Source organism: Methanococcus mangrovi (genome assembly GCF_054506835.1).
In genome coordinates, this window is sequence record NZ_CP197114.1 from 523,009 (window position 1) to 544,441 (window position 21,433).

22 protein-coding genes are annotated in these 21,433 nt (G+C 33.1%); 8 read left to right on the forward strand and 14 right to left on the reverse strand.

What is annotated here, in order from left to right; genetic code table 11:
- Positions 1–96: 96 nt before the first annotated feature.
- Positions 97–1,629, forward strand: a complete 1,533-nt coding sequence (locus ACS5L2_RS02785; RefSeq protein WP_459202244.1) for a radical SAM protein — start codon at positions 97–99, stop codon at positions 1,627–1,629.
- Between the two features lie 4 nt (positions 1,630–1,633).
- Here the strand turns inward: ACS5L2_RS02785 and ACS5L2_RS02790 are convergent, their stop codons facing one another.
- From ACS5L2_RS02790 to spcS, 6 genes are all read right to left on the reverse strand, one after another.
- Positions 1,634–2,329: a glycosyltransferase family 2 protein gene (locus ACS5L2_RS02790; protein WP_459202610.1), complete on the reverse strand. Its 696-nt coding sequence runs from the start codon at positions 2,327–2,329 to the stop codon at positions 1,634–1,636.
- A gap of 37 nt (positions 2,330–2,366) precedes the next feature.
- A complete protein-coding gene (locus ACS5L2_RS02795; RefSeq protein ID WP_459202245.1) occupies positions 2,367–3,017 on the reverse strand; it encodes a hypothetical protein in 651 nt (216 codons plus the stop codon).
- Positions 3,018–3,027: 10 nt separating this feature from the next.
- Positions 3,028–3,210, reverse strand: a complete 183-nt coding sequence (locus tag ACS5L2_RS02800) for a hypothetical protein (RefSeq protein WP_459202246.1) — start codon at positions 3,208–3,210, stop codon at positions 3,028–3,030.
- A complete protein-coding gene (gene minD / locus ACS5L2_RS02805) occupies positions 3,207–3,992 on the reverse strand; it encodes a cell division ATPase MinD (protein WP_459202247.1) in 786 nt (261 codons plus the stop codon). The genes ACS5L2_RS02800 and minD overlap by 4 nt, the downstream gene beginning before the upstream one ends.
- A gap of 66 nt (positions 3,993–4,058) precedes the next feature.
- On the reverse strand, positions 4,059–4,628 hold the full coding sequence (locus ACS5L2_RS02810) for a hypothetical protein (protein ID WP_459202248.1): 570 nt from the start codon (positions 4,626–4,628) through the stop codon (positions 4,059–4,061).
- 18 nt (positions 4,629–4,646) lie between these two features.
- Positions 4,647–5,957, reverse strand: a complete 1,311-nt coding sequence (spcS, locus tag ACS5L2_RS02815) for an O-phosphoseryl-tRNA(Sec) selenium transferase (protein ID WP_459202249.1) — start codon at positions 5,955–5,957, stop codon at positions 4,647–4,649.
- A 194-nt stretch (positions 5,958–6,151) separates the two neighbouring features.
- On the opposite strand from spcS, the gene ACS5L2_RS02820 reads away from it, so the two are divergent.
- The 3 genes from ACS5L2_RS02820 (at position 6,152) to ACS5L2_RS02830 (ending at position 9,733) form a co-directional block, all read left to right on the forward strand.
- On the forward strand, positions 6,152–7,585 hold the full coding sequence (locus tag ACS5L2_RS02820; protein ID WP_459202250.1) for a Pre-mRNA processing ribonucleoprotein: 1,434 nt from the start codon (positions 6,152–6,154) through the stop codon (positions 7,583–7,585).
- A gap of 17 nt (positions 7,586–7,602) precedes the next feature.
- Entirely contained in the window at positions 7,603–8,295 is a 693-nt protein-coding gene (locus ACS5L2_RS02825; protein ID WP_459202251.1) for a fibrillarin-like rRNA/tRNA 2'-O-methyltransferase, read from the forward strand.
- Between the two features lie 151 nt (positions 8,296–8,446).
- Positions 8,447–9,733: an alkaline phosphatase family protein gene (locus ACS5L2_RS02830; RefSeq protein ID WP_459202252.1), complete on the forward strand. Its 1,287-nt coding sequence runs from the start codon at positions 8,447–8,449 to the stop codon at positions 9,731–9,733.
- Positions 9,734–9,744: 11 nt separating this feature from the next.
- Here ACS5L2_RS02830 and cobK read toward each other — a convergent pair whose 3' ends face one another.
- From cobK to pyrF, 4 genes are all read right to left on the reverse strand, one after another.
- The gene (gene cobK / locus ACS5L2_RS02835) at positions 9,745–10,491 is read right to left on the reverse strand and encodes a precorrin-6A reductase (protein ID WP_459202253.1); all 747 of its coding nucleotides are present in this window, start codon (positions 10,489–10,491) and stop codon (positions 9,745–9,747) included.
- A 47-nt stretch (positions 10,492–10,538) separates the two neighbouring features.
- Complete coding sequence (locus ACS5L2_RS02840) at positions 10,539–11,213, reverse strand: class III signal peptide-containing protein (RefSeq protein ID WP_459202254.1); 675 nt, start codon at positions 11,211–11,213, stop codon at positions 10,539–10,541.
- Positions 11,214–11,311: 98 nt separating this feature from the next.
- Positions 11,312–12,406 carry a class III signal peptide-containing protein gene (locus ACS5L2_RS02845; RefSeq protein ID WP_459202255.1) on the reverse strand — a complete coding sequence of 365 codons (1,095 nt, stop codon included), beginning with the start codon at positions 12,404–12,406 and terminating at the stop codon, positions 11,312–11,314.
- A gap of 117 nt (positions 12,407–12,523) precedes the next feature.
- On the reverse strand, positions 12,524–13,177 hold the full coding sequence (pyrF, locus tag ACS5L2_RS02850; protein ID WP_459202256.1) for an orotidine-5'-phosphate decarboxylase: 654 nt from the start codon (positions 13,175–13,177) through the stop codon (positions 12,524–12,526).
- 144 nt (positions 13,178–13,321) lie between these two features.
- On the opposite strand from pyrF, the gene eif1A reads away from it, so the two are divergent.
- The 3 genes from eif1A (at position 13,322) to ACS5L2_RS02865 (ending at position 15,101) form a co-directional block, all read left to right on the forward strand.
- Positions 13,322–13,636, forward strand: coding sequence for a translation initiation factor eIF-1A (gene eif1A / locus ACS5L2_RS02855; protein ID WP_459202257.1), 315 nt, complete (start codon positions 13,322–13,324; stop codon positions 13,634–13,636).
- A gap of 8 nt (positions 13,637–13,644) precedes the next feature.
- Entirely contained in the window at positions 13,645–14,466 is an 822-nt protein-coding gene (locus tag ACS5L2_RS02860) for a serine protein kinase RIO (RefSeq protein WP_459202258.1), read from the forward strand.
- A gap of 80 nt (positions 14,467–14,546) precedes the next feature.
- A complete protein-coding gene (locus ACS5L2_RS02865) occupies positions 14,547–15,101 on the forward strand; it encodes a KH domain-containing protein (protein ID WP_459202259.1) in 555 nt (184 codons plus the stop codon).
- 39 nt (positions 15,102–15,140) lie between these two features.
- On the opposite strand, the gene ACS5L2_RS02870 is transcribed toward ACS5L2_RS02865, so the two are convergent.
- From ACS5L2_RS02870 to pth2, 4 genes are all read right to left on the reverse strand, one after another.
- Positions 15,141–15,917, reverse strand: coding sequence for an RlmE family RNA methyltransferase (locus ACS5L2_RS02870; RefSeq protein ID WP_459202260.1), 777 nt, complete (start codon positions 15,915–15,917; stop codon positions 15,141–15,143).
- 21 nt (positions 15,918–15,938) lie between these two features.
- Positions 15,939–17,549 carry an NrpR regulatory domain-containing protein gene (locus tag ACS5L2_RS02875; protein WP_459202261.1) on the reverse strand — a complete coding sequence of 537 codons (1,611 nt, stop codon included), beginning with the start codon at positions 17,547–17,549 and terminating at the stop codon, positions 15,939–15,941.
- 38 nt (positions 17,550–17,587) lie between these two features.
- The gene (locus ACS5L2_RS02880) at positions 17,588–18,823 is read right to left on the reverse strand and encodes a methanogenesis marker 15 protein (RefSeq protein ID WP_459202262.1); all 1,236 of its coding nucleotides are present in this window, start codon (positions 18,821–18,823) and stop codon (positions 17,588–17,590) included.
- A 138-nt stretch (positions 18,824–18,961) separates the two neighbouring features.
- Positions 18,962–19,312 carry a peptidyl-tRNA hydrolase Pth2 gene (gene pth2 / locus ACS5L2_RS02885; protein ID WP_459202263.1) on the reverse strand — a complete coding sequence of 117 codons (351 nt, stop codon included), beginning with the start codon at positions 19,310–19,312 and terminating at the stop codon, positions 18,962–18,964.
- Between the two features lie 148 nt (positions 19,313–19,460).
- Here pth2 and tgtA point away from each other — a divergent pair, with 148 nt between their 5' ends.
- Positions 19,461–21,410 (forward strand): tRNA guanosine(15) transglycosylase TgtA, encoded by a 1,950-nt coding sequence (gene tgtA / locus ACS5L2_RS02890; protein ID WP_459202264.1) that lies wholly within the window; start codon positions 19,461–19,463, stop codon positions 21,408–21,410.
- The last annotated feature ends 23 nt before the right edge of the window (positions 21,411–21,433 follow it).

Consider the following 21,433-nt stretch of genomic DNA (forward strand, 5'->3'; position numbering starts at 1 on the left):
TGAAAGACTTAAAAAAGAATTTTTTAAACATCTTTTATATATCTAATTTAAACATATGCATTATAAATCAACTCTCAAAATTTTAAAGGGATTATTATGAAATTTTTAATTCTTGACGGATACACGGATGAGCCAGCGGGACTTGGGGTTCCGCCCTATATTGGAATGTACCCACGATATGCTGCAGGAGTTCTTTACAAGTTTAAACACGACGTCGATTATATTACAATTGACAAATTAAGGGAAGAACTTAAAAAAGGATACGATTTTAATAGATATGATGCAGTAATTGCGATATGTGGATTTCACACCCCTGGAAAGTACTTAAATGCAAATCCTGCAACATTGAGAGAATTTGTATCGATTTTGTATAATTTTAAGGGCTTAAAAATTCTTGGTGGACCAGTTGCCACCAAATTTGGTTCATCTCTTGAAGGGGGAAAAATAAAAGACGAATCAAATTTAAAATACTTCTTTGACGTGATTTCCGAAGGCGATTTAGATGCAGTTTTACACGATCTTTTAAAAAATAATTTATCGCTTGAAAAAGTGGATGGAACAAAACTTAGAACTTATGCCGAACTCGATGAGTTTGCTAAAATTGGGGCAAAAATTGTAAAACTTCATCCAAATTATCCAAATATCATTGCAGAAATTGAAACCTATCGTGGCTGTGCAAGGGCATTTAGTGGAGGATGTAGTTTTTGTACAGAACCAAGACGATATGGTTCCCCAAAATTTAGAAATTCGACAGATATAATTGAAGAAGTAAGAAATCTCTATGAAAATGGAATTAAATGTTTTAGAATCGGAAGGCAGCCCTGTATGTTTTCATACCTGGCAAAAGATGCCGAAAGTATGGACGTTCCAGTACCAAACGTTTTAGAGGTAGAAAAACTCTTTAAAGGAATAACTTCAGTTTCAAATCCTGATGTTTTACATATCGACAATGCAAACCCGTCAGTTATCGCAAGGCATGAAAAAGAAGGAAGGGAAATTGCAAAAATACTTGTAAAGTACTGTACTCCTGGAAACGTTGCAGCTTTTGGGGTTGAAAGTTTCGATGAAAAAGTTATTTCAAAAAACTGTCTTTTAACTGAACCTGAAGATGTTTTAAAAGCAGTTGATATTTTAAACGAAATTGGTGGAAAACGTGGGGAAAATGGCATGCCTTATCTTCTTCCAGGAATAAATCTGCTTTTTGGATTAAAAGGAGAATCAAATGACACTTTTGAGATAAATTACGATTATTTAAAAGAAATATATGATTCAGGAAATATGATTCGAAGGATAAATATAAGGCAGGTAGTTCCATTTTTTGGAACCGATATAACAGTTAAAGATGTTGAAAAAGCAAAAAAACGAAAAAATCTATTTTTGAAGTTTAAGGAAAAAATAAGAACTGAAATAGATAACCCTATGTTAAAAAGAATGCTACCCACAGGTACAATATTAAAAAATGTATTTGTCGAAGTTAAAGAGAAAAATGACCTTTATTTTGGAAGGCAGTTTGGAAGCTACCCGATTTTAATTGGAATTGCTGAAAAAAATGCCGAGATTGGAAAATTTGCGGATATAAAAGTAACAGGTTATGGTAGAAGGTCAATAACTGGAAAAATAGTAAAATAACGAGTTAGCGGTTTGATAGCACGTATTTTGCAACTTCTTTTACAACATCCAATATTTTTTTTGTCGTAATATAAGAAATTGCATTGTTGTGATATTCAATTGTCACGTATTCTTCAGTTATTTTTGCATTTTTTTTCGCCAACTGAAGAGCAATTAAATGTTCAACGCTGTATCCCTCGCCAAAATATGCATCTTTTAAAAATTCGGATTTTATTATTCTAAATCCGCACTGGATATCCCTAAAAATATGGAAATTTCCAGAAAATATCGAAACAGTTATTGACATTATAACACTTGCAAGAAAGTTTGAAAACTGCCTATGGAATGGTATGTGTTTGTATTTTCTGATTCCAAAAACGGCATCTGCATTCTCAGATTTCATTTTTTCGTACATTGGTATAATGTCAGATGGCTTGTGCTGGTAATCTCCATCAAGATATACAATTGCACTGTAATTTAACTTTATCGCATATTTTGTCCCGTCTTCAAGTGCCTTTGATTTGCCTTCGTTTTTTTCTTTGAAAATTGGAAATATTTTGTTTTTAAATTCGTTTTTTTCCAAAAATTCATTAATTATTGTTTTTGTTTTATCGGTGCTTCCATCATCTACAACAATCACGTCAATATTGATGTCGCTTAAGTCCTTTAAAACAGGGATGATATTTTTTTCTTCATTATACGCTGGAATGACCGCAATCATCATTATTATCACATTAAAAAAGTAAAGGAATGTTTTTTTATTCTTTTGCGTATGCAATAACTGCACCAAGTAGTATACCCAAAATAAGTCCTCCAAGTATATAATAAATACCGCCAGGACCAATTAATCCGCTGTTAACTTCTGCTGATGGTGAAGGTGTATTTTCACCTGCAATTTCGGATTTATTTGAGCTTTCATTTTCTAAAATAACTATATTGATATTTTCCGAAGTATTTGAACTTTCCTCTTTAGTATCATTTTCAGTTTCTAAAGTTTTAACAGGTTCGTAGTCTTCAGGAGTAACTATCTTTTCAACAATCCTTACGCCTGCATCGGGAACTACTGATAGTTCAAAGAATTCAACAGATCCAATTAAAGTTCCATTTTGGAAGTATCTCTTTAAAAGTTTGATTTTGTAGTTTCCAATCTCAGTTGCAGTTCCTTTAAACATTTTAAATACAGATTCGTTTGCTTTAACGTTGCTTACATTATATTCGTATTCTTCAAAAACAATATTTTCATCTGCATTTATTGTTAAACTAAGGTTTTCGATGTCTTCTGGTGCAGTCCAGTCAAATACGAGGTAAACACTGTCATTTACCCTGACAGCATCTGGAGCAAGTTCGGCAGCATTAATTGCGGGGATAAGTAGTAAACTTAAAAAAAATAGGTAGTATATTTTTTTCATAAGTTTCACCTTATCTGAGCTTAATGTTTTTCAGCCTTTCGTTTAATTTATTGACTTCATCGCTTGTAAGTCTTGTCGAATGTTTAATGTCTTCAAGTTCGCTTTTAAGAACAACGAGTTTCATGAACAAAAATATGTTTAAAACAATGCTTATAAGAACCAAAATTGTAAGTATGCTTGGATCGAGATTCATTTTTTCTTACCCCCAAATACTCCTTTAAAGAATTTTTTAACAAATGAGTCTTTTGGTTTTTCTTTTGGGATGTACTTTTTACCCACCAATTTTGCAGCAAGTTCTGTGATTGCCTGTGCTGCGGGAGAATCATTATGTTTTAAAACAATAGGAACACCAAATGCAGAACTTCTCCTGACGTTTGTATCTTCAGGTACAATACCAACAATCGGAATTTCTAAAATAGTTTCAATAGACCTTGAACTTAGTTCTGAGCTGTCTTCAGTAACTCTGTTAATTATTGCACCAAGTACATTGGTTTCTACCCTGTTTGCAATAGATACAACTTTCAATGCATCAGATATTGATGATATTTCGGGGTTTACAACAACTAACAAATGTTCAGCTGCGGAAATTGCGGTAAGTGCCTCTTTACCAATTCCTGCAGGACAGTCGATAAGTAAAACTTCGCTCTGTTCATCAAGTTTAGTTAATATTTCAAGAAGTCTCTCAGGTCTTGCTTTTTTAAAGCTATCGAGTGAAACTCCTGCTGGAACCACTTTTACGCCTGCTGGCCCTTCATATATCGCACTTGTAATATCAGCACTTCCTGATAAAACATCATTCAATGTTACGGGTTTCCCTTCAATGCCCATGATAAGTTCGAGATTAGCCATTGCAATATCTGCATCAATTACGGTTACCTCTTTACCAAATTGGGATAGTGCAACTGCCAAGTTAGCACAGGTTGTTGTCTTTCCAGTGCCTCCCTTACCAGAAGCTACTGCAATTGTTATAGCCATGTTCTCACAACCTTGATATTTTAATTACGGTTATTCTAAAGAATATAGTCGAAATAGTATATAACTTTATAATGTTTTTCTGGGGATTATACCATTTAACGAACTTAATATCGACATATATCTATCTTCAATTCGTTCAATAAGACCGAGATCGTACCTGTGAGTTTTTAAAATAATCTTGTCATTTAAATTCAAATCATCATTTAAATTATAATCGGGAATAATTTGGATTGTTCTCTCATTTTTATGTTCAAATCCTAAATCGTCGATTATTTTTGTTATGAATTTTGAATTTGAACTAACACCATATTCAAAATTTTTTATAAATTCAAAATTATCATTTTTTATTTTAGAGTCAAGTTTTTTCAAATTTTCAATTGATTGGTTTATGCAAAATTCATCGCCAATGTGTTCATTTTTTAACTTTTCAAGACTTTCAATTAAATCTAAAAACGTAGCAGAATTTATTTCAATTATTTTAGAATTTGGGTTTAATTTGTGGACTCTATCAAAATACCCTTTTGATATGATTAAGTAATCACAGTTATAGGAATTTTTGTATGGATTTACAATTTCAAAGTCTTTAATTCCTGAAAGGGCGGTAATTTCAGAGTACATCTTAGAAACACCTATCATAAAAACACCTTAAAAAATTTATAAAAGAATACTTTCGAGTTTGGATATTGAATTTATAATGTCTTCAGTTTTAACACCGATCGCAGCATTCATCACGATATAGTCATAAGGGTATGTTCCAATGTAGCAGTTTCCAAAATGGTCTGTTTTTTTAATTCCTCTTGGGCCAGTTACTCTTAAATTATAGAGTTTTGCAGCAATTTCAACAGGGTCTGAAGTTACTGAAATGCATGAAGCAATCGGACTTTTAACATCTAAAAATTTTCCGCCAGTTTTTTTAGCACAGTCTTTTAAAAGTTCATCAAGTAATTTTTTGCTGTTTTTCTGGTTTTTCATCAATTCAAGATAATTTTTAGAACCAATTGATAAAAGAGACACTAATGTATTCACAACAGGTGTTGCACTTGCTCTTCCAGGGTATGAAAGAGATATTTCATTTATAAAATCCGCATCTGTTGAATATATCAATCCCCCACCAATTGGGGTGAGTAGATTTTTGTCACTTGAACTTACAACTGCGTTTACCCGATATTTAAACGCTTTTTTTAATTTTTCGAGATAATAATTGTTTTGAATTGCATAAGCTCCGTTAATTATATGTGGAATATCATAAATTTCACAAATTTTTGCAATTTCTGTTATATCGTCGCTGTTTCTTGGCGGGAAAAACGTCAACGTGCTTAAAACACAAGGTTTATTTCCAAGCTCGATTTCTTTTTTTATCGCAGCTTCAATATCTTCTACTGGAACGTATACACTGTCGCCATCTAAAACGGTTTCAACAAGTCTCATATCCATTCCAACAAAAGATACAGCTTTTATGGGGCTTTTGTGTGACGCATAAGGATAAATTACAACGTTTGAACCGTATTTTTTTCTTGCAGCACTCAAACATAATGATATTGACATCCCGGTTGATACGGGCGTTGCAATTGCGTGAACATTTAGCCCTAAAGTTTTAAAAAAGCTTTCAAGTATTTTGTTTGTAAGCGCATACATGATACTCGCGCCAGATGCTTTTGGTTGCGGATCAACTAAATTTCCACTTCTCCCAATGCCGTGGCAAAATCCAGAAGATAATTCTTCATGAATTTTAGAATATATTCTTGCTTCTCTTTCCCCAATTCTTACAGATTTTGGGTCTTTATCTGTATCCATCATCGAGAGAAATTTTAAAAAAAGCTTTATTTTTTCATCATCAATCCCGTTTTCAGGAATTTTTCGATGGTTAAATATGTCTTCAATTTCTTTTAAATATTCATTAAGTACTAATTCTCCCCTTTTTTCCATATTTTTTGGAATTAACCCTTCAATGTTAAAATCGAGCATTATATCACGTTGATAAAATTAAAATATCCATTATATTCAATAAAATCCGTTTAAAGTTATTTAATCGCGATTATTTATAATCTTTTTTATCGGGGTTTTAATTAATATTAAATACCCGAATGATTAAATAGTTTTAGATTGATTAGAAGTTAAGAGTACATTTTTCATGGATTTATAAATTTTTAGGTGATTTTATGTTATTCATTGCCTTTGCACCATTTGGAGCATTTGCACTTGAAGCGAACTCGAAAAACGGTGAATATTCCTTAGATGATATTAAATATTACAAAATATTTGAAGACGAGGATATTCCAAAAATAATGTATGAATTGAGACAAGGGCATTTTGAAATATCCGATGAGTTGAAAAACGAATGGGAAATCGGAGAAGAAAGCGTTAGCTTTGAGTATACTGGTTTTAAAAACCCTGCTGGAGAACTTATTCGAAATAATTTATACGAATTAGGTCAAAAGTACAATGTTTTTGAAAACGAAAATGATTTTGTTTCAAAAATGAATCTTTGGGCAACCGCATTTACAAAATCGATGATGAAAAAATCATCAGAACAGAAAGATAAATTGATAGTTCAAACAGTAAATGCTCTTGATAACCTCGATGAAACCCTGAATTTATTTTCAGAACGACTTAGAGAATGGTATTCACTTTATTTCCCAGAAATGGATAATTTAATTAAAAAACAGGACATTTATGTGGCGTTAGTTTCTGAATACGGGGATAGGGAGGAATATACCCGAACAAAACTCAAAAAAACAATGCCTTCAAACGTTGCAAGAACTATTTCGCTTGCTGCAAAAGAATCGATGGGTGCAGATGTATCCGAATCTGATTTGGCAATCATGAAAAACCTTGCAAACGAAATAAAGAGCATGTATGATTACAGGGAAAGACTGCAAGAATATTTGGAGACTTCGATGAAAGAGATTGCTCCAAATTTAACGAAAGTTGCAGGTGCATCACTTGGTGCAAGATTGATAAGTCTTGCGGGTGGAATTGATAGACTTTTAAGACTTCCTGCATCAACAATACAAGTTATCGGTGCAGAAAAAGCATTATTTGCACACTTAAGAGAAAAAGCACTACCTCCAAAACACGGGGTTATATTCCAGCACCCACTCATTCAGGGAAGCCCTTGGTGGTTGCACGGAAAAATAGCAAGAGCGATTTCCTGTAAAATTTCAATTGCAATAAGAGCAGATGCTTTTGGAAACGATATTTCAGACATGCTAATTGAAGACATGAACAAAAAAGTAGCTGAAATAAAAGAAAAATTCCCGGAACCAATGAGGAAAAGAAGACCAAGACCTGATACGAGAAGCTTTGGTAATAAAAAAGGTGGCTTCGATAAGGATAGACGGTCACAGGGTGACAGAAAACCATTCGATAAAAAAAGCGACTCTAAAAAAGGTGGAAAGCCATTTGGTGGAAAACCTGATAGGAAAAACGACAAACGAGATGACAGAAAAGGCGATAAGAAACCATTTGGTGGAAAACCAAAAAATAGTGGAAATCAGCCTCCAAAGGAAAAATCTGGCGAAAAAAGAAGAGATTCAACAAAAAAAGTTAAAGCTGAAAGAAAAGTAATTGGAAAAACTTCTTCACAGAATTAATCCCTATGGTGAGTTAAATGGAAAAAATTAAGGTAAAAGAAATTTTTAACAACGTATATTCAGTAGATTTTGGAGACGGACTTAAAAGGATTGCTACAAAATCATTAGTTCCTGGAAAAAGAGTTTACGGCGAAAAATTAGTATATTCTGACAATATTGAATATCGAGTATGGAATCCAAACAAGAGTAAACTCGGAGCTGCAATTATAAATGGATTGAAAAAGATGCCAATCCAAAAAGGAACGAAAGTTTTATACCTTGGAGCTTCTGCTGGAACTACTCCTTCACACGTTGCAGATATTGCAGAAAATTCACTCGTTTATGCAGTTGAATTTGCACCAAGAATCATGAGAGAATTTATCGATTCATGCAACGAAAGAAAAAATTTAATTCCAATTTTAGGGGATGCAAACAGGCCTCAAGACTATTCAAATATCGTTGAAAAGGTCGATGTTATATTTGAAGATGTTGCACAGCCAAATCAGGCAGAAATCCTCGTGAAAAATGCAAAATGGTTCTTGAAAGAGAATGGATATGCAATGATTTCAATAAAAGCAAGAAGTATCGATGTTACTAAAAATCCAAGAGAAATTTTTGAAGGACAGAAAAAAATATTGCTTGAAGGCGGATTCGAAATTGTTAACGAAATAAATATTGAACCTTTCGAAAAAGACCACATGATGATGGTTGGAATCTGGAAAGGAAACTAACTGTATAATATTACTAAATTTTAAATAATATTAAATATTTCTTTTTTATAATGTATACCAAAATCAAATTTACATTTCAACTTTATATAAGCGTCATTATATAATTATATTTTGAAATAACTAAAAATGTTTTGTTGATGGGCGGTATTTTATGAAAACTGTTATTTTGTATTTTGATGGACTTTTAGACGACCCGTATGAAATTTTAGATAACAAAACACCACTTGAATATGCAACCACCCCGAATTTTGATAAATTAGTTCAGAATGGTTCTTGCGGGTTGTTAGCCCCGTATAAACGGGGCGTTCCTATGATTTCTATAATGGATTTATTCATAATGGCAGGGTATCCTTTGGAAGAATTTCCGGGAATAAGTGTTTTAAAGACACTTGGGGAAGATATTAAGCTTGATGATAATTCCATATACCTTGAATGTATGTTTGTTTCAACTGTTGAAGATGATTACGGTCACAGGGTGGTGGACAGAACCGTCTGTGACGTAATGGATAAAGAATTAAGTCAGTTAATGGAAATTATTCCAACGAATTTTGAAGGTTACGAATTCAAATTAAAAAATTGTGCAGATTGCGGCTGTGTTTTGGTAATGACTGATAAAAACGGCTGGATTTCTGATAAAATTTCTGATTCTGACCCTTATTATCCTGGAAGGCACATAAATAAAATATCGCCAGTTTACGAACTTTGCAGTTCGTCTGGAGAATGTAAACGTGCAAAAAATACTGCAGATGCCCTAAATAAGTTTTTGTTAAGGTGCCATAAAATTTTAGATGGCCATGAAATAAATTCCAAGAGAAAGAGGAAAGGAAGGTACCCCATAAATTTCCTTTTAACAAGGTTTCCTGGTAAAAATATTGATGTACAGCCATTTTCGGAGAAGTACGGTTTAAAAACGCTGTCGATTTCGTCATGCGGAGCTGCAAAAGGACTTTCAAAATTCATGAAAGTGGACTATATCGTGTCAAAAGACTTTGAAGATTCAATAAATGCGTTAATTAATAATTTAGATAATTATGATTTAATTTATGTAACGGTTCCCGAAGTTTCGCAGTACAAGATTAAAGACCCTGTTAAAAAATCAGAATATATCGAAAAATTAGATGCAGGTCTTGAAAAATTGCATGATTTAAATGATACACTTGTTGTAATTACTTCAAACAAGCTTTATCCGGCAATAGGAACCCTTGTAAATTCTGGAGAAGATTATTCTATAATTATCAGCGGAAAAAATGTTAGAAAAGATAATAATACGGAATTTTCTGAAAAAAGTTGTTATACTGGGTCTTTAGATGTAAAACATGATGAAGTATTAAATTTAATTTTGAATTACATGAACAGGGCACTTTTGTATGGTTTAAGGCCTGGCGGATATTTATTAAATTATATTCCTGATGACGAAGATATTGAACATTTGAAATAAGTTAAACACTTTTAAATATTTTTTAAATATTTTACCAATTCATCTATTTTTTCAAATTTTAACGGGTAATCCATCTCTGGTCGTTTGATAATTATTGGTTTTGCACCTGCTGTTATTGCACCAGAGACCTTTTTATCAAGCCCACCACTTTTTCCACTATCTTTTGTAATAATTACATCACAATCATAATCTATTATCAGATATTTATTCAAATTTTCTGAAAATATCCCTTGCATTGCAACAATATTTTTTGAAGGAATTATTTTGAGAGCATCTGGGACCGAAGTTGGAAGGAGTCTTACAATTAGCCTTTCAATGGGGATAATTTCAGAAACTGTTTTTAAATTTTTAATTCCTGACATGTAGAATATATTTTTTTTAGAGATGTTTAAAGCTAATTTTGCAGCCTCTTCAAAAGTTTCAACGTAAAAAGCATCTTTAAAAAAGTCAACAGGTCTTTCATACCGCAGGTATGGAATATTTAATTCTTTTGAGATTTTTATCCCGGTTTCACTTGCGCGCGTGGCAAAAGGGTGTGTTGCATCTATAAAAACATTTATATTCTTATCAAGCAGCGTTTTTTTTAAATTATCATAACTCATTTTTTCCGAAATTACCAAATCTGCAGTATTTTTAGCAATTTCTCCACCAAAATCGGTTGTGGTTGTTAAAATCAAAAAAGAATGTTTGAAATTTTGTTTAATTTCTTTTGAAATTTTGTTTGCGTCACTAGTTCCGCCGCGAATCCAGATATTCATTTTTTCACGATTTTTTAAAAATAATTTGGGTTTAATATATTTCTGTATTAGTTTTCGTATGGCAATAGCACTATAGTTCCACTGGTTTCGTTTACTGCTAATTCGTACTTTTTATCGTTAGCTTTTGTAACAATTATTGTTACGTCATCCGCTTTAATATTTAAAAACGCCTGATTAGATGTTTCTGGGCTGTCACCGTGGTCCAACGAGTAGTTTATCGGTTTATTTTCAACATCGTTTGCAATTATCTCAAATTTTTTAATGTCACTAAAGTCGAGTTCGTAAGACTGCCAGTTCATTGTAGTCGGAGTATCTGATCTAAATATTATTCTTGAAGCATAACCCCCATAAGGTAATAAAATCAGGTCTTCATCAGTAACCTCTTCTTCAGGGTCACTCGTATTTGCAAAACCTTTGAATATTCCATCAGTGTAGTACCAAAGGTACGTATCGTTTCTCGTATCGTTTATTTCAAGCCAGGCGTTATTTAATGTCTGTGAGGGACTTATTTTAATGTCTGTGAAGTTTAACGAATAGTATATCGGAGGTTCATACACTGATATTGTAAATACCTGAAATGCATCTTCTTTAACATTTGAAATGATGTCTCCTTCAAAAGTGAATTTTGTCATCTGAAATGATACTAATATACCTGCAAGAAGAACTGCCATCATCAAAAGTATTAATTCTATTGAAATTTGGCCTTTTGAAAATTTTGTCATATATACCACGCCCCAATTGACAAAATAAATTATTATGTATAAAAATAGAATTTTTCAGAATAAATACTTAATTAAAAAAAGAAATTTAAAGGGTAAAATTATTCAAAAGTAATGTTTACATTATTTGTATTAAATCCATATCCGCCATCACATTCGTAGGGGATGGTTATGTACGTTGCCCAAAGGTCTTTTTCTATTTTAAATCTTATTCCTTGAGGTATATTTGAAACAATTTTAATGTTCCCATCAGCTTTTTCATAAGGTACTTTTTCATATATTGTACTTAAAAGGTCTGAAGCTCGTATTGTAAATGCAGTATCTTCATCATAATCATATTCTTTGATTTTGAATATCTTTGTATACACTGTAGATGGGTCTCCCGTAAATTCAAGTTCTGATGCATCATACCACGTATCCCTATACCACGTGTTTGTTTTAAATGATGAGATTGTGTTTCCATCTAAATCCTTAGCTTTAATATCTGAAACTCCTGTAATATGCAGGTTATCAATATACATAATTACATTTGTGTACGTGTTTTCAGTTAAAAGTTCATCATCTACATTATCTTCAATAGATACTTTAACTCCTGTAGCATCGAGTTCAAGGTAAAATTGATTTCCATTTTCTTTACTTATTTTCATGGTCATTGGGGATATTTCTTTGCATTCAATAGTGAATTTTTTGTTAGATTTATCTACCGAGCTACCATTAATAAGTACTGTTGATTGGGAGGGTTGTTTTACTCTGACAATGATTTTTTTTACACTAAATTCTTCACTTTCGCCTTTAGCTATAATATATGGATTTCCATTGATGTATAACCCTTTATCTGAACCATCTTTTTTTAGTTCATAAATTTCTCCACTATATCCAATCGCGGTAAATTTATTGTTCTGTTCTGAATCCGTAGGGTTTATTGGTGCATCGATGTATATTCTTGTGTAGCCATCTTCACTTTCGCTATCATTTTCTTCCGGGTTGCCAGTTCCAGATGTGCTTGAACTACCGTTTACTGCTGTTTTTACTATTGTAGGCCCTTGAAAAACCTGTTTTTTAACAAGGCTAATTTCACCTGCTGCACCTGAGTCTTTTGTCATGTGGGCAGCAAGCAGGGTTCCCGAAAGCAAAACTGCAAGAACCAGTATAACCATTTCAATTGAGAGCTGTCCCCGTTTTGATTTAAATAGCATAACTATCGCCTGAAAATATTTAATTGGTAGCTAAAAATAAGTTAATAAATTCATTTCGTGAATATATTCGAGTTAAAATTATAAATACCTTATGTTGGCGATAATTATTACTTTTAATTACATCTGCATTTTGTACTGTTTTGCAGCATTTTTTGGATTTTCGTTTTCGTAGATTGCTCTACCGATAATTACATAGTCATTTTCACTTAAAACATTTAAAACATCGCTTAAATTTCCACCCTGGGCTCCAACTCCCGGTGAAATTACAAAAGCATCCTTAACAATTGATTTGATTTCTTTTAACCTTTCAGGTCTTGTTGATGGTGCAACTATTCCATCAACTTTTAATCTGTCGGCCATTTTTGCCATATCCTCAGCTACGTTTTGTAAATATTCTGTAGCTCCGGGATGAGACATTTCTGTTACCATTATTACTTTTTTATTTTTTGCTTTTCCAACATTTAAAATTGCAGAAACACTGTCTGAACCAACAAAACCCTGACAGATTATCCCATCAGCATGATTTAGCGTTAATTCAGCAATTTTTTCATTTGTTGAAGGAATGTCTGCAACTTTGAAATCACAGATTACTTCTTTGTTAGTGGCTTCTTTTATTTTGTCGATTATATTTAATCCGGTAGCCAAAACTAACGGGTATCCTATTTTTATAGAATCAACGTACTCTGAAGTTTCTTTAGCAATCAAAACTGCCTTTTTTTCATCCATTACATCAAGTGCAAGCATTAATTTTACCAAACTCTCACCATACATAATTAAGTATATAAATGATTAATACTTCATTACTATAAAAAGATTTAAAATAAACGAATAATCTTCGTTTTACGTTTTTCTTTTGATTTCTTAAAACTATCGATTAACTAATTTTTTAAAATTATCGAAAAAAAGGTGAGAACTATGCGAGGACAACAAGCACCCCCACAACAACCAACAAGAGTAAGGACCCCAAGAGAAAATGAAAACGAAGTTCTTGGTGTAATCGAACAAATGCTCGGTGCAAGCAGAGTTAGAGTAAGATGCATGGACGGAAAGCTTAGAATGGGCAGAATTCCTGGAAAATTGAAGAGAAAAATCTGGGTAAGGGAAGACGACGTTGTAATTGTTACTCCTTGGGAAGTACAGTCCGATGAGAAATGCGACGTAATCTGGAGATACACAAAAGGACAGGTCGACTGGTTAAGTAAAAAAGGATACTTAGACTTCATGCATTAAGGGATAAAATGAGAGAAGCCCTTAAGATGGACTTAGATAAAAAAGAAAAACAGCTTGATAGGGAGTTTCAAAAAAAGATAGTTGAACGAAAAAAGAAATTTTTAGAAGAATTAAAAACTGAAAATGAAGTTTTCGACCAGCGAACTCTCTTAAATATTTATAATTTACTTGTAGCAAAGCACATTGACGAAATTTCAGGAGTTGTTAATTCTGGAAAGGAAGCAGTCGTGTTTTCTGCAAATAAAGAGGACGAACTCTACGCATTAAAGGTTTACCGAGTTTCTACGTGTGATTTTAAAACAATGTGGAAGTATATTCAAGGGGACCCGCGATTTCACCTTAGACGAAGCAGTACTCGACAGGTAATAACTGCATGGGTTGAAAAAGAATTTAGGAACCTTTTAAGAGCGGGAGATTATATAAACACGCCAGAACCAATATTAAAAAGGGAAAACATACTTTTAATGGACATGGTTCATGAAGATGGGGTTCCAGCTCCAAGATTAAAAGATGTTGAAGTCGATTATTCTGAATTCTACGAAATGATACGAGAAGATATTAAAGTATTATATCAGGATGCCCAGTTAGTTCACGGGGATTTATCCGAATATAATATTTTAGTACATGAAGAAGAGCCAGTATATATTGATTTTTCACAAGGGGTCGTTAAAGAACATCCTCTTTCAAAAACACTCCTTATTAGAGACATTAAAAACGTTTGCAGTTTCTTTAAAAGAAAAGGGATTGCAACTGACTACAAAGAGTTCTATAAATTTGTGTCAGGAGAAGAACTCGCATTAATAGATGAAGAAATGGCAAAAACATATTAAAAAAATTTTTACAAAATCTTTTTTTAAGTATTAATTGTATAATATTTAACGAAATTTAAATGCGTAATTGGTGAGAATCTATGTACGAGAATGTGGAAGTAGTGAAGATTCCAAAAGAGAGAACAGGTATCCTTATTGGAACTCACGGAGAAGTTAGAAAACAGCTTGAAAGTGAGCTTGGAGTTGAATTAGAAATAGATTCCGAAGGAGAAGTTAATATTTATTCAACAGACGATCAAAAAGACCCGCTGGCACTCTGGAAAGCAAGAGATATTGTAAAAGCTATTGGAAGAGGATTTAATCCTGAAAAAGCTTTAAAACTGGTTTCAGATGAATATGCATTCGAAGTAATTGATATTTCAGAGTATGGGAATTCCGATAAAGCTCTTCAAAGATTAAAAGGAAGAATTATTGGAAGTGGCGGAAAATCTCGAAGATATATTGAAGAATTAACTTCAACGCACATTTCAGTTTACGGAAAAACCGTTTCAATTATTGGAGAAATCGAAACTGCAAAAATTGCAAAAGATGCAATTGAGATGCTTTTAAGAGGAACTTCGCACTCAAAAATGTATAAATTTTTAGAAAGACATAGGCAAGATGTCAAAAGAAGTGAACTTAGACTTTGGAAATAAAATCTATTTTAATTTTTTTATTTTAAAAAAAGTAATAAATTATTCTTTTTTGGATCTCATTTCCTTTATTCTTTTGATCATGAGTCCACTATCTTCTTTAGATATTTCTTTTCTTAAACTTGGGCTTGCAATTTCTTCTTCAACAGGTTTTGTATCGAGCAGTTTTACAATTGGTGATTTTGAGTTCATGTCAAATTTTTTGCCATTGAATCGTTTTCCAATCACGTATACTTCTGCACTTTCGTCTCTTGAAGCTTTTGGTTTTGTTGTAAATGCTTTATCAAAGTATTCTGAAACGAGCTGAACGTATTTTTCAAATAAATCGCCCTGAAATACTTTTACAACAAAATTTCCGCCTTTTTTTAACATTTTAGTTGCAGTCATGAGCGCCATTGTTGTAAGTTCAAGAGACCTTGCGTGGTCTACATCCCAAACACCGCTAATATTTGGAGAAGCGTCACAAATTATAACATCTGGTTTTTCTGGCAATAGGTCTCGTGCCTGTTTTAATATTTCTTCTTTTGTCATATCTCCTTTGATTGCAATGACATTGTCACATGGAAGCGGTTTTACAGTTTGTAAATCAATTCCAACGATAAAACCTTTATCGCCAACAATATCTCGCGCAGCTTGGAGCCAGCCTCCTGGAGCGCACCCTAAATCTACAACAACGTTTCTTTCCTTTATTAAATTGAATTTTTCATTTAACTGGAATAATTTATACGTTGCTCTTGATCTGTAATTTCTTTTTTTTGCCAAATTATAGTAATGGTCGTTTTTCCTTTGAAGAACCCATCTTTTGTCCTTTTTTCCCATAATTATCTCCTTAATTAAAATTTAAATATCTTCGTAATGTGTTAGTTCTGAATAATCCAGTGATTTATGAAGGGTCTTCATTTCTACCGGGATGTTATTTTTATTCATGTACGCAAAGGGGTTTGTTCCACCAATTGTAGTAATCCCAAACATGCATTTTTCAACACGAACACCGCAGATGTCGTTATTTGGCCTTCCTATTTCAAGTATTGAATTCCAACCAAGTTTTTCGTTAATTTCAATTAATTTTTCGGCTGCAGACATCGGAACTTTTCGAATACCTGCTAAGATGTAGTTTTTACCATCACTTTTATTGAAAAATACTTCGTGAGGGTCAAGAGAAGTTCCTTCATAATCAATTGCTTCTATAAATCGTTTTTTGTCAGTTTTAACTTCTAAAATTCCACCATAGTATGGAATTACAGGAATTTTATTCTTTAAAAATACTCCATCAACAGTTAAGGAACAGATTGTATATATTTTTAAGAATTCGTTATCGTATTCCACTTTTAATCGGTCTGAAATTGCGAGTTTACTTTCGTAGCTTTCTTTTAATGAGTTTATGGCTTCTTCTTTATATTCGATAGGAACTTTTGCGGAATTAACTACAACATTGCCTTTTTTATCTTCAATATCATAGTTTATGGTCTGCATTTTTGAAAGCATCTTGGATAAAACAGGAGTTACTTTAAATCTTCCTTTCTTTTTCTTTGGTTCAAGGAATCCTTTTGTTTTTTTCTCCATAGACGAAATATCTTTAAGTTGTGTTGCTGCACTGATATCTGCAGTATATCCTGCTTCGTGTGGGATACATAGCGGTGTTAATCCCCCAACTAAGACTACTCCGATTTGTTCAGGGTTTAAATTCATTCCAAGTACGTTTTCACTACCGTATGCTAAAACAGAATTTAACATATCTTTTTTAAGGATATTTTCAAATTGTTTTTCGCCAGATTTTGGAATTACTCTAAAATTTGCAGGAACGAGTCCTTCTCCATTTTCAATTACTCCTGTTACGTCTGTTTTGCCCTGCATAATAAATGCAACTAATGGATCGATTGAAGAACTTCTAAAATCAATTACCCCTTCAAAATTTACTGGTTCGTAGTCTTCAAATTTAACAATTCCACCGTATTCAGGGGTTGGAATTATCCCGTTTTTTAATAAAAAATTATCAAACGTTATACTGCACAGGGTTTCTACAAATATGCTGTTTCCCTTTTTTTTAATATTTAAGTAATCTCCCACAGAATACCCTGCTTCAAACGATTTTAAAACCATTTCTTTTATTTTTTTATAATCGCCCTCAAATTTAGCAGTATTTATAAGAACTTTTGACGGAAAGTCTGATAAATATAATTTTTCGATGACTTGCGAAAATACAGAACCTATTCTAAACGAAATATTTGCTTTTTCAAGTTCTTCAATTCCTTTTTCAGTAATTTCTCTTCCCGAATATCCTAATTTTTTTGTAAGCTTGTTTTCATCAAGTACTTTTAAGTGGTACCTTACAGCCCGCTCTCCAATATCGTAACCCCTGTCTTTTAGGGCATCTGCAATTATTTTTGCACCAACTGGGGAAGATGACTCCGATAGAATAGATAATATTTCAACATCGATATTACTGTCCATAATTGACACACCTGATTAACCTAAAAACTTAAAAAAAGTTATTTTTTAAGGTTCCTGTATCCTGAAGAAATCAATGCAGCACCAACTGCGCCGATAAATTGAGAATATTTTGGAACTATTATTTTTTTCCCGAGTATTTCTTCGAGTGCAAGAACCATTCCTTTCAAAAGACTGCTTCCACCAACTAAAATTAAAGGGTCCCTTACATCAACTTCCTGGAGTTGTTGTTCGTAAATCTGTTCTGCAACAGAGTGTGCAGCTGCAGCCGCAACATCATTTGGCGTAGCACCGCCTGCAAGACCCGTTACTAAATCCTGAATTCCAAATACGATACAGTAGCTGTTCATCATGACATTTCGCCAGTCGCCAGTTGCTGCAATGTCACCAAGTTCTTGAATTGAAACTCCAAGTCTTCTTGCAGTAATTTCAAAGAACCTACCGCTTGCTCCAGCACAGATTCCTCCCATGGTAAAACCGTCAGGAATTGCATTATTCAGTGAAATTGCTTTATTGTCCATTCCACCAATATCGATTACTGTAGCTTCTCCTTTTTGAGCACCTGCTAAAAATGCAGCTCCTTTTGAGTTAACAGTTAATTCTTCTTGTACTAAATCAGCTTTAAAGTGATTTCCAAGCGTATGTCTACCATAACCCGTAGTTCCAATTGTTTCAATATCTTCCATTTTAATTCCGGATTCTTTCAAAGCTGCATCAAGTGCTTCCTGTGCAGATTCAATAACGTCCTTAGTATAAACCCAGCCAGTTCCCACAACTTCGTTATTTTTCATGATAACTGCTTTTGTTGTAGTTGAACCGCTATCAAGTCCTAAACTTATTCCATCCTGCTTTTTCCTTGCAAGGAGTGCTTTTTTGTCCACAATTGTAACTAAAGCTTCCATTCTTGTAAGTAACTCTGAAGCTTTCGTTCTTTCAGTAAATGAATACATGACAACAGGTAAATCCGTGTTTTGTTGTATTAATCTCCTAACTTCGTTTCTTACAAGGGCCCCTTCAGCGCATCTAAAGCAGGTGGAAATAAAAACTGCTTCTGCATCAGTGTTTCCTTCAATAATGGACATAGCTCTTGCAAACATTAATTTTAAGTTGGCTGATGCAACTTCAAATCCTAAATAATCGTTAACTTTATCGATATATTCTAAATCAACTTCAGGATATACAATTTCCCCACCAACTTCCTTCGCAGCCTTTTCAATTTCAGCCTGAACACCACTGTATTCTGCCCCACAGGTAAGTTCTGCTATTTTAACAGCCACAATTATCACCGGATTAAATTAACTCTTAAATAATGCATGAATTAATGAAGTTATATTTTTTGTATGAATTTATTATTTCGTTTTCAAATATTTATTAATAATGCTTAAAATTATTTAAAACTCTTGTAAATTTAAGTTTTAAAGTAATTTTAAATCTTTCGTAACTTTTGAAATTTTTTCTTCTTTTTCAGGTCCAATTCCAACAGCAGTAAGGCTTCCCGGTTCAATCTGTGTTCTTCCAGCATCTCTTATCAAACTGCATGGAAGTCCTTCAATATTGACGTTTTTAAATACTTCTAAAAGTTCCTTTTCAGAATTTACTTTTAACACAACTTTTTTTTGCCCTTCATTCATCCAACCGCTAACTGCAGATGAACTTATTTTTTGAGCATGTAAAAACGCCTGAATTGATGCGTGACAGGCTTGAGCTGCCATTTTTCCCTTTCCCATTTTTAGATCATTTCGAATAACAATAGCCTGTTCATACATTTTCTCGCCAACCAAAAATATTTTAAATAAGAATCTCTTTTTATATGAAGTAATATATCTAATAGTTAATTGCTATTTTAACATTTGGGATTATTATTGAAAATTATCGATTTTTACAGATTATGAAGTTTAATTTATGGTGGAAAATATGTTTGAAATAAAATCTCGTGATGCAATGGGAAGGCTTGGAGTAATCACGATAAACGGAAAAAAAATTGAAACTCCAACAATTATGCCGGTAATTCACCCGAATCCTAAAAAACAAACCGTTTCAATGGATTTAATAAATAAACTGGCTGACGTTGTAATTACAAACTCGTATATAACTTACACGACACCGGAACTCAGAGAAATTGCGGAAACAAAAGGAATTCATGACTTAATTGATTTTAAAAATGTTGTTGTAACTGATAGCGGTTCATTTCAATTGAGTGTTTATGGCGATGTAAATGTTGGCCCAATGGAAATAATCGATTTTCAGGAAAAAATCGGTGTAGATGTTGGAACAATACTTGATATCCCAACTGGTCCGGATGTTTCACGAGAAAAAGCTGAAAGCGACTTAATAGAAACCTTTAGGCGAGCAGAAGATTCGATTAAAAGAAGAAAAGAAATGGGCTATAAACTGGCGTTAAATGGAACTATTCAGGGTTCAAAGTACTTGGATTTAAGGCAGAAAAGTGCTGATGTTATGGGTAAAATGGACTTTGATATTTACCCAATCGGTGCAGTAGTTCCTTTAATGGAAGATTATCGATACAGGGAAGTTGCAGAAGTTATTTTAAATTCAAAAATGTATCTTCCAACAAACAAGCCAGTTCACCTTTTTGGATGCGGACACCCGATGTTATTTGCACTTTCAGTTGCTCTTGGATGTGATTTATTTGATAGTGCCGCATATGCTCTTTACGCTAAAAATGGCAGATATTTAACAGTGGACGGAACACTCCACCTCGAAGACATGAAAGATTTGAAAAGTTTCCCTTGCACCTGTAAAGTATGTAGTGAATACACTCCAAAACAACTTTTCAACATGGAAGAAAAGGAAAAAACGAGATTACTTGCAGAACACAATCTCTACGTTACTTTTGAAGAAATTGATAGAATTAAAAATGCAATAAAAGAAGGAAATCTCTGGGAACTCGTTGAAGAAAGATGCAGGAGTCACCCTAAACTTTTGAACGGTTTGAGAGTTATTTCAAAATACATGGATTTCATTGAAAAACACGACCCAGTTTCTAAAAAGTCTGGATTTTTCTACACCGGATACGAAAGTATGAATAGGCCTGAAATTTACAGGCACAAACAAAGGCTTGAAAGAATCCAGTACGATAAAATCTACTTAACAACAGTTTCTGAAAATACTTCAAAGCCATACCACGAAAATTTAAGCAATGTTCCTTGCGACGTTGATGTACTTATAAAAGACAGCGTATTTGGATTAGTTCCTTTAAATATCGATACAATGTATCCATTAGCTCAAAATGAAGTACCGGATTTGTATGACTTTGAAAAGAAATACAACAATGAATTTGTAAGCGAATTTAAGGAAAAACACGCTGAAAAAATCCTCGATATAAGCACGTACAATTACTACATAAACCACTACGGAACGAAAAAGGAATGCGATAAAATCAATCCTGACGTTTTCAGAATCGGAAAAATGCTCGAATACCAGTATGGAGCAAAAATACTCGACGATGAATTAATGGGAAAAGTAAAAGCAAGAAGAAGTAAAAATACGGGTAGAATTAGAAATGTTTTGTTCGAAAAGGAAGTTTTGTTTACATTAAGGGCAAATGATAATTTCTTAATTCCTGCAAAATCAGGTGCTGAACTTTTACATGAAAAACTCGAGTTTCCAAAGTATAGAATTGTAATTGACAGCAGTGTTGAAGAATTTGCAAGAGCTGGAAAATCGGTTTACTCCAAATTCGTTAAAGACTGCGATCCAGAATTAAGGCCCTTTGAAGAAGTATTGATTGTAAATTCTGACGATGAATTGTTGGCGTACGGTACAACAATACTAAATGGTCGTGAATTGATGGAATTCGATTACGGTGTTGCAGCAACCCTTCGAGGAGGTTTAAAAAAATAACTTTATTAACTTAAAATTTAATT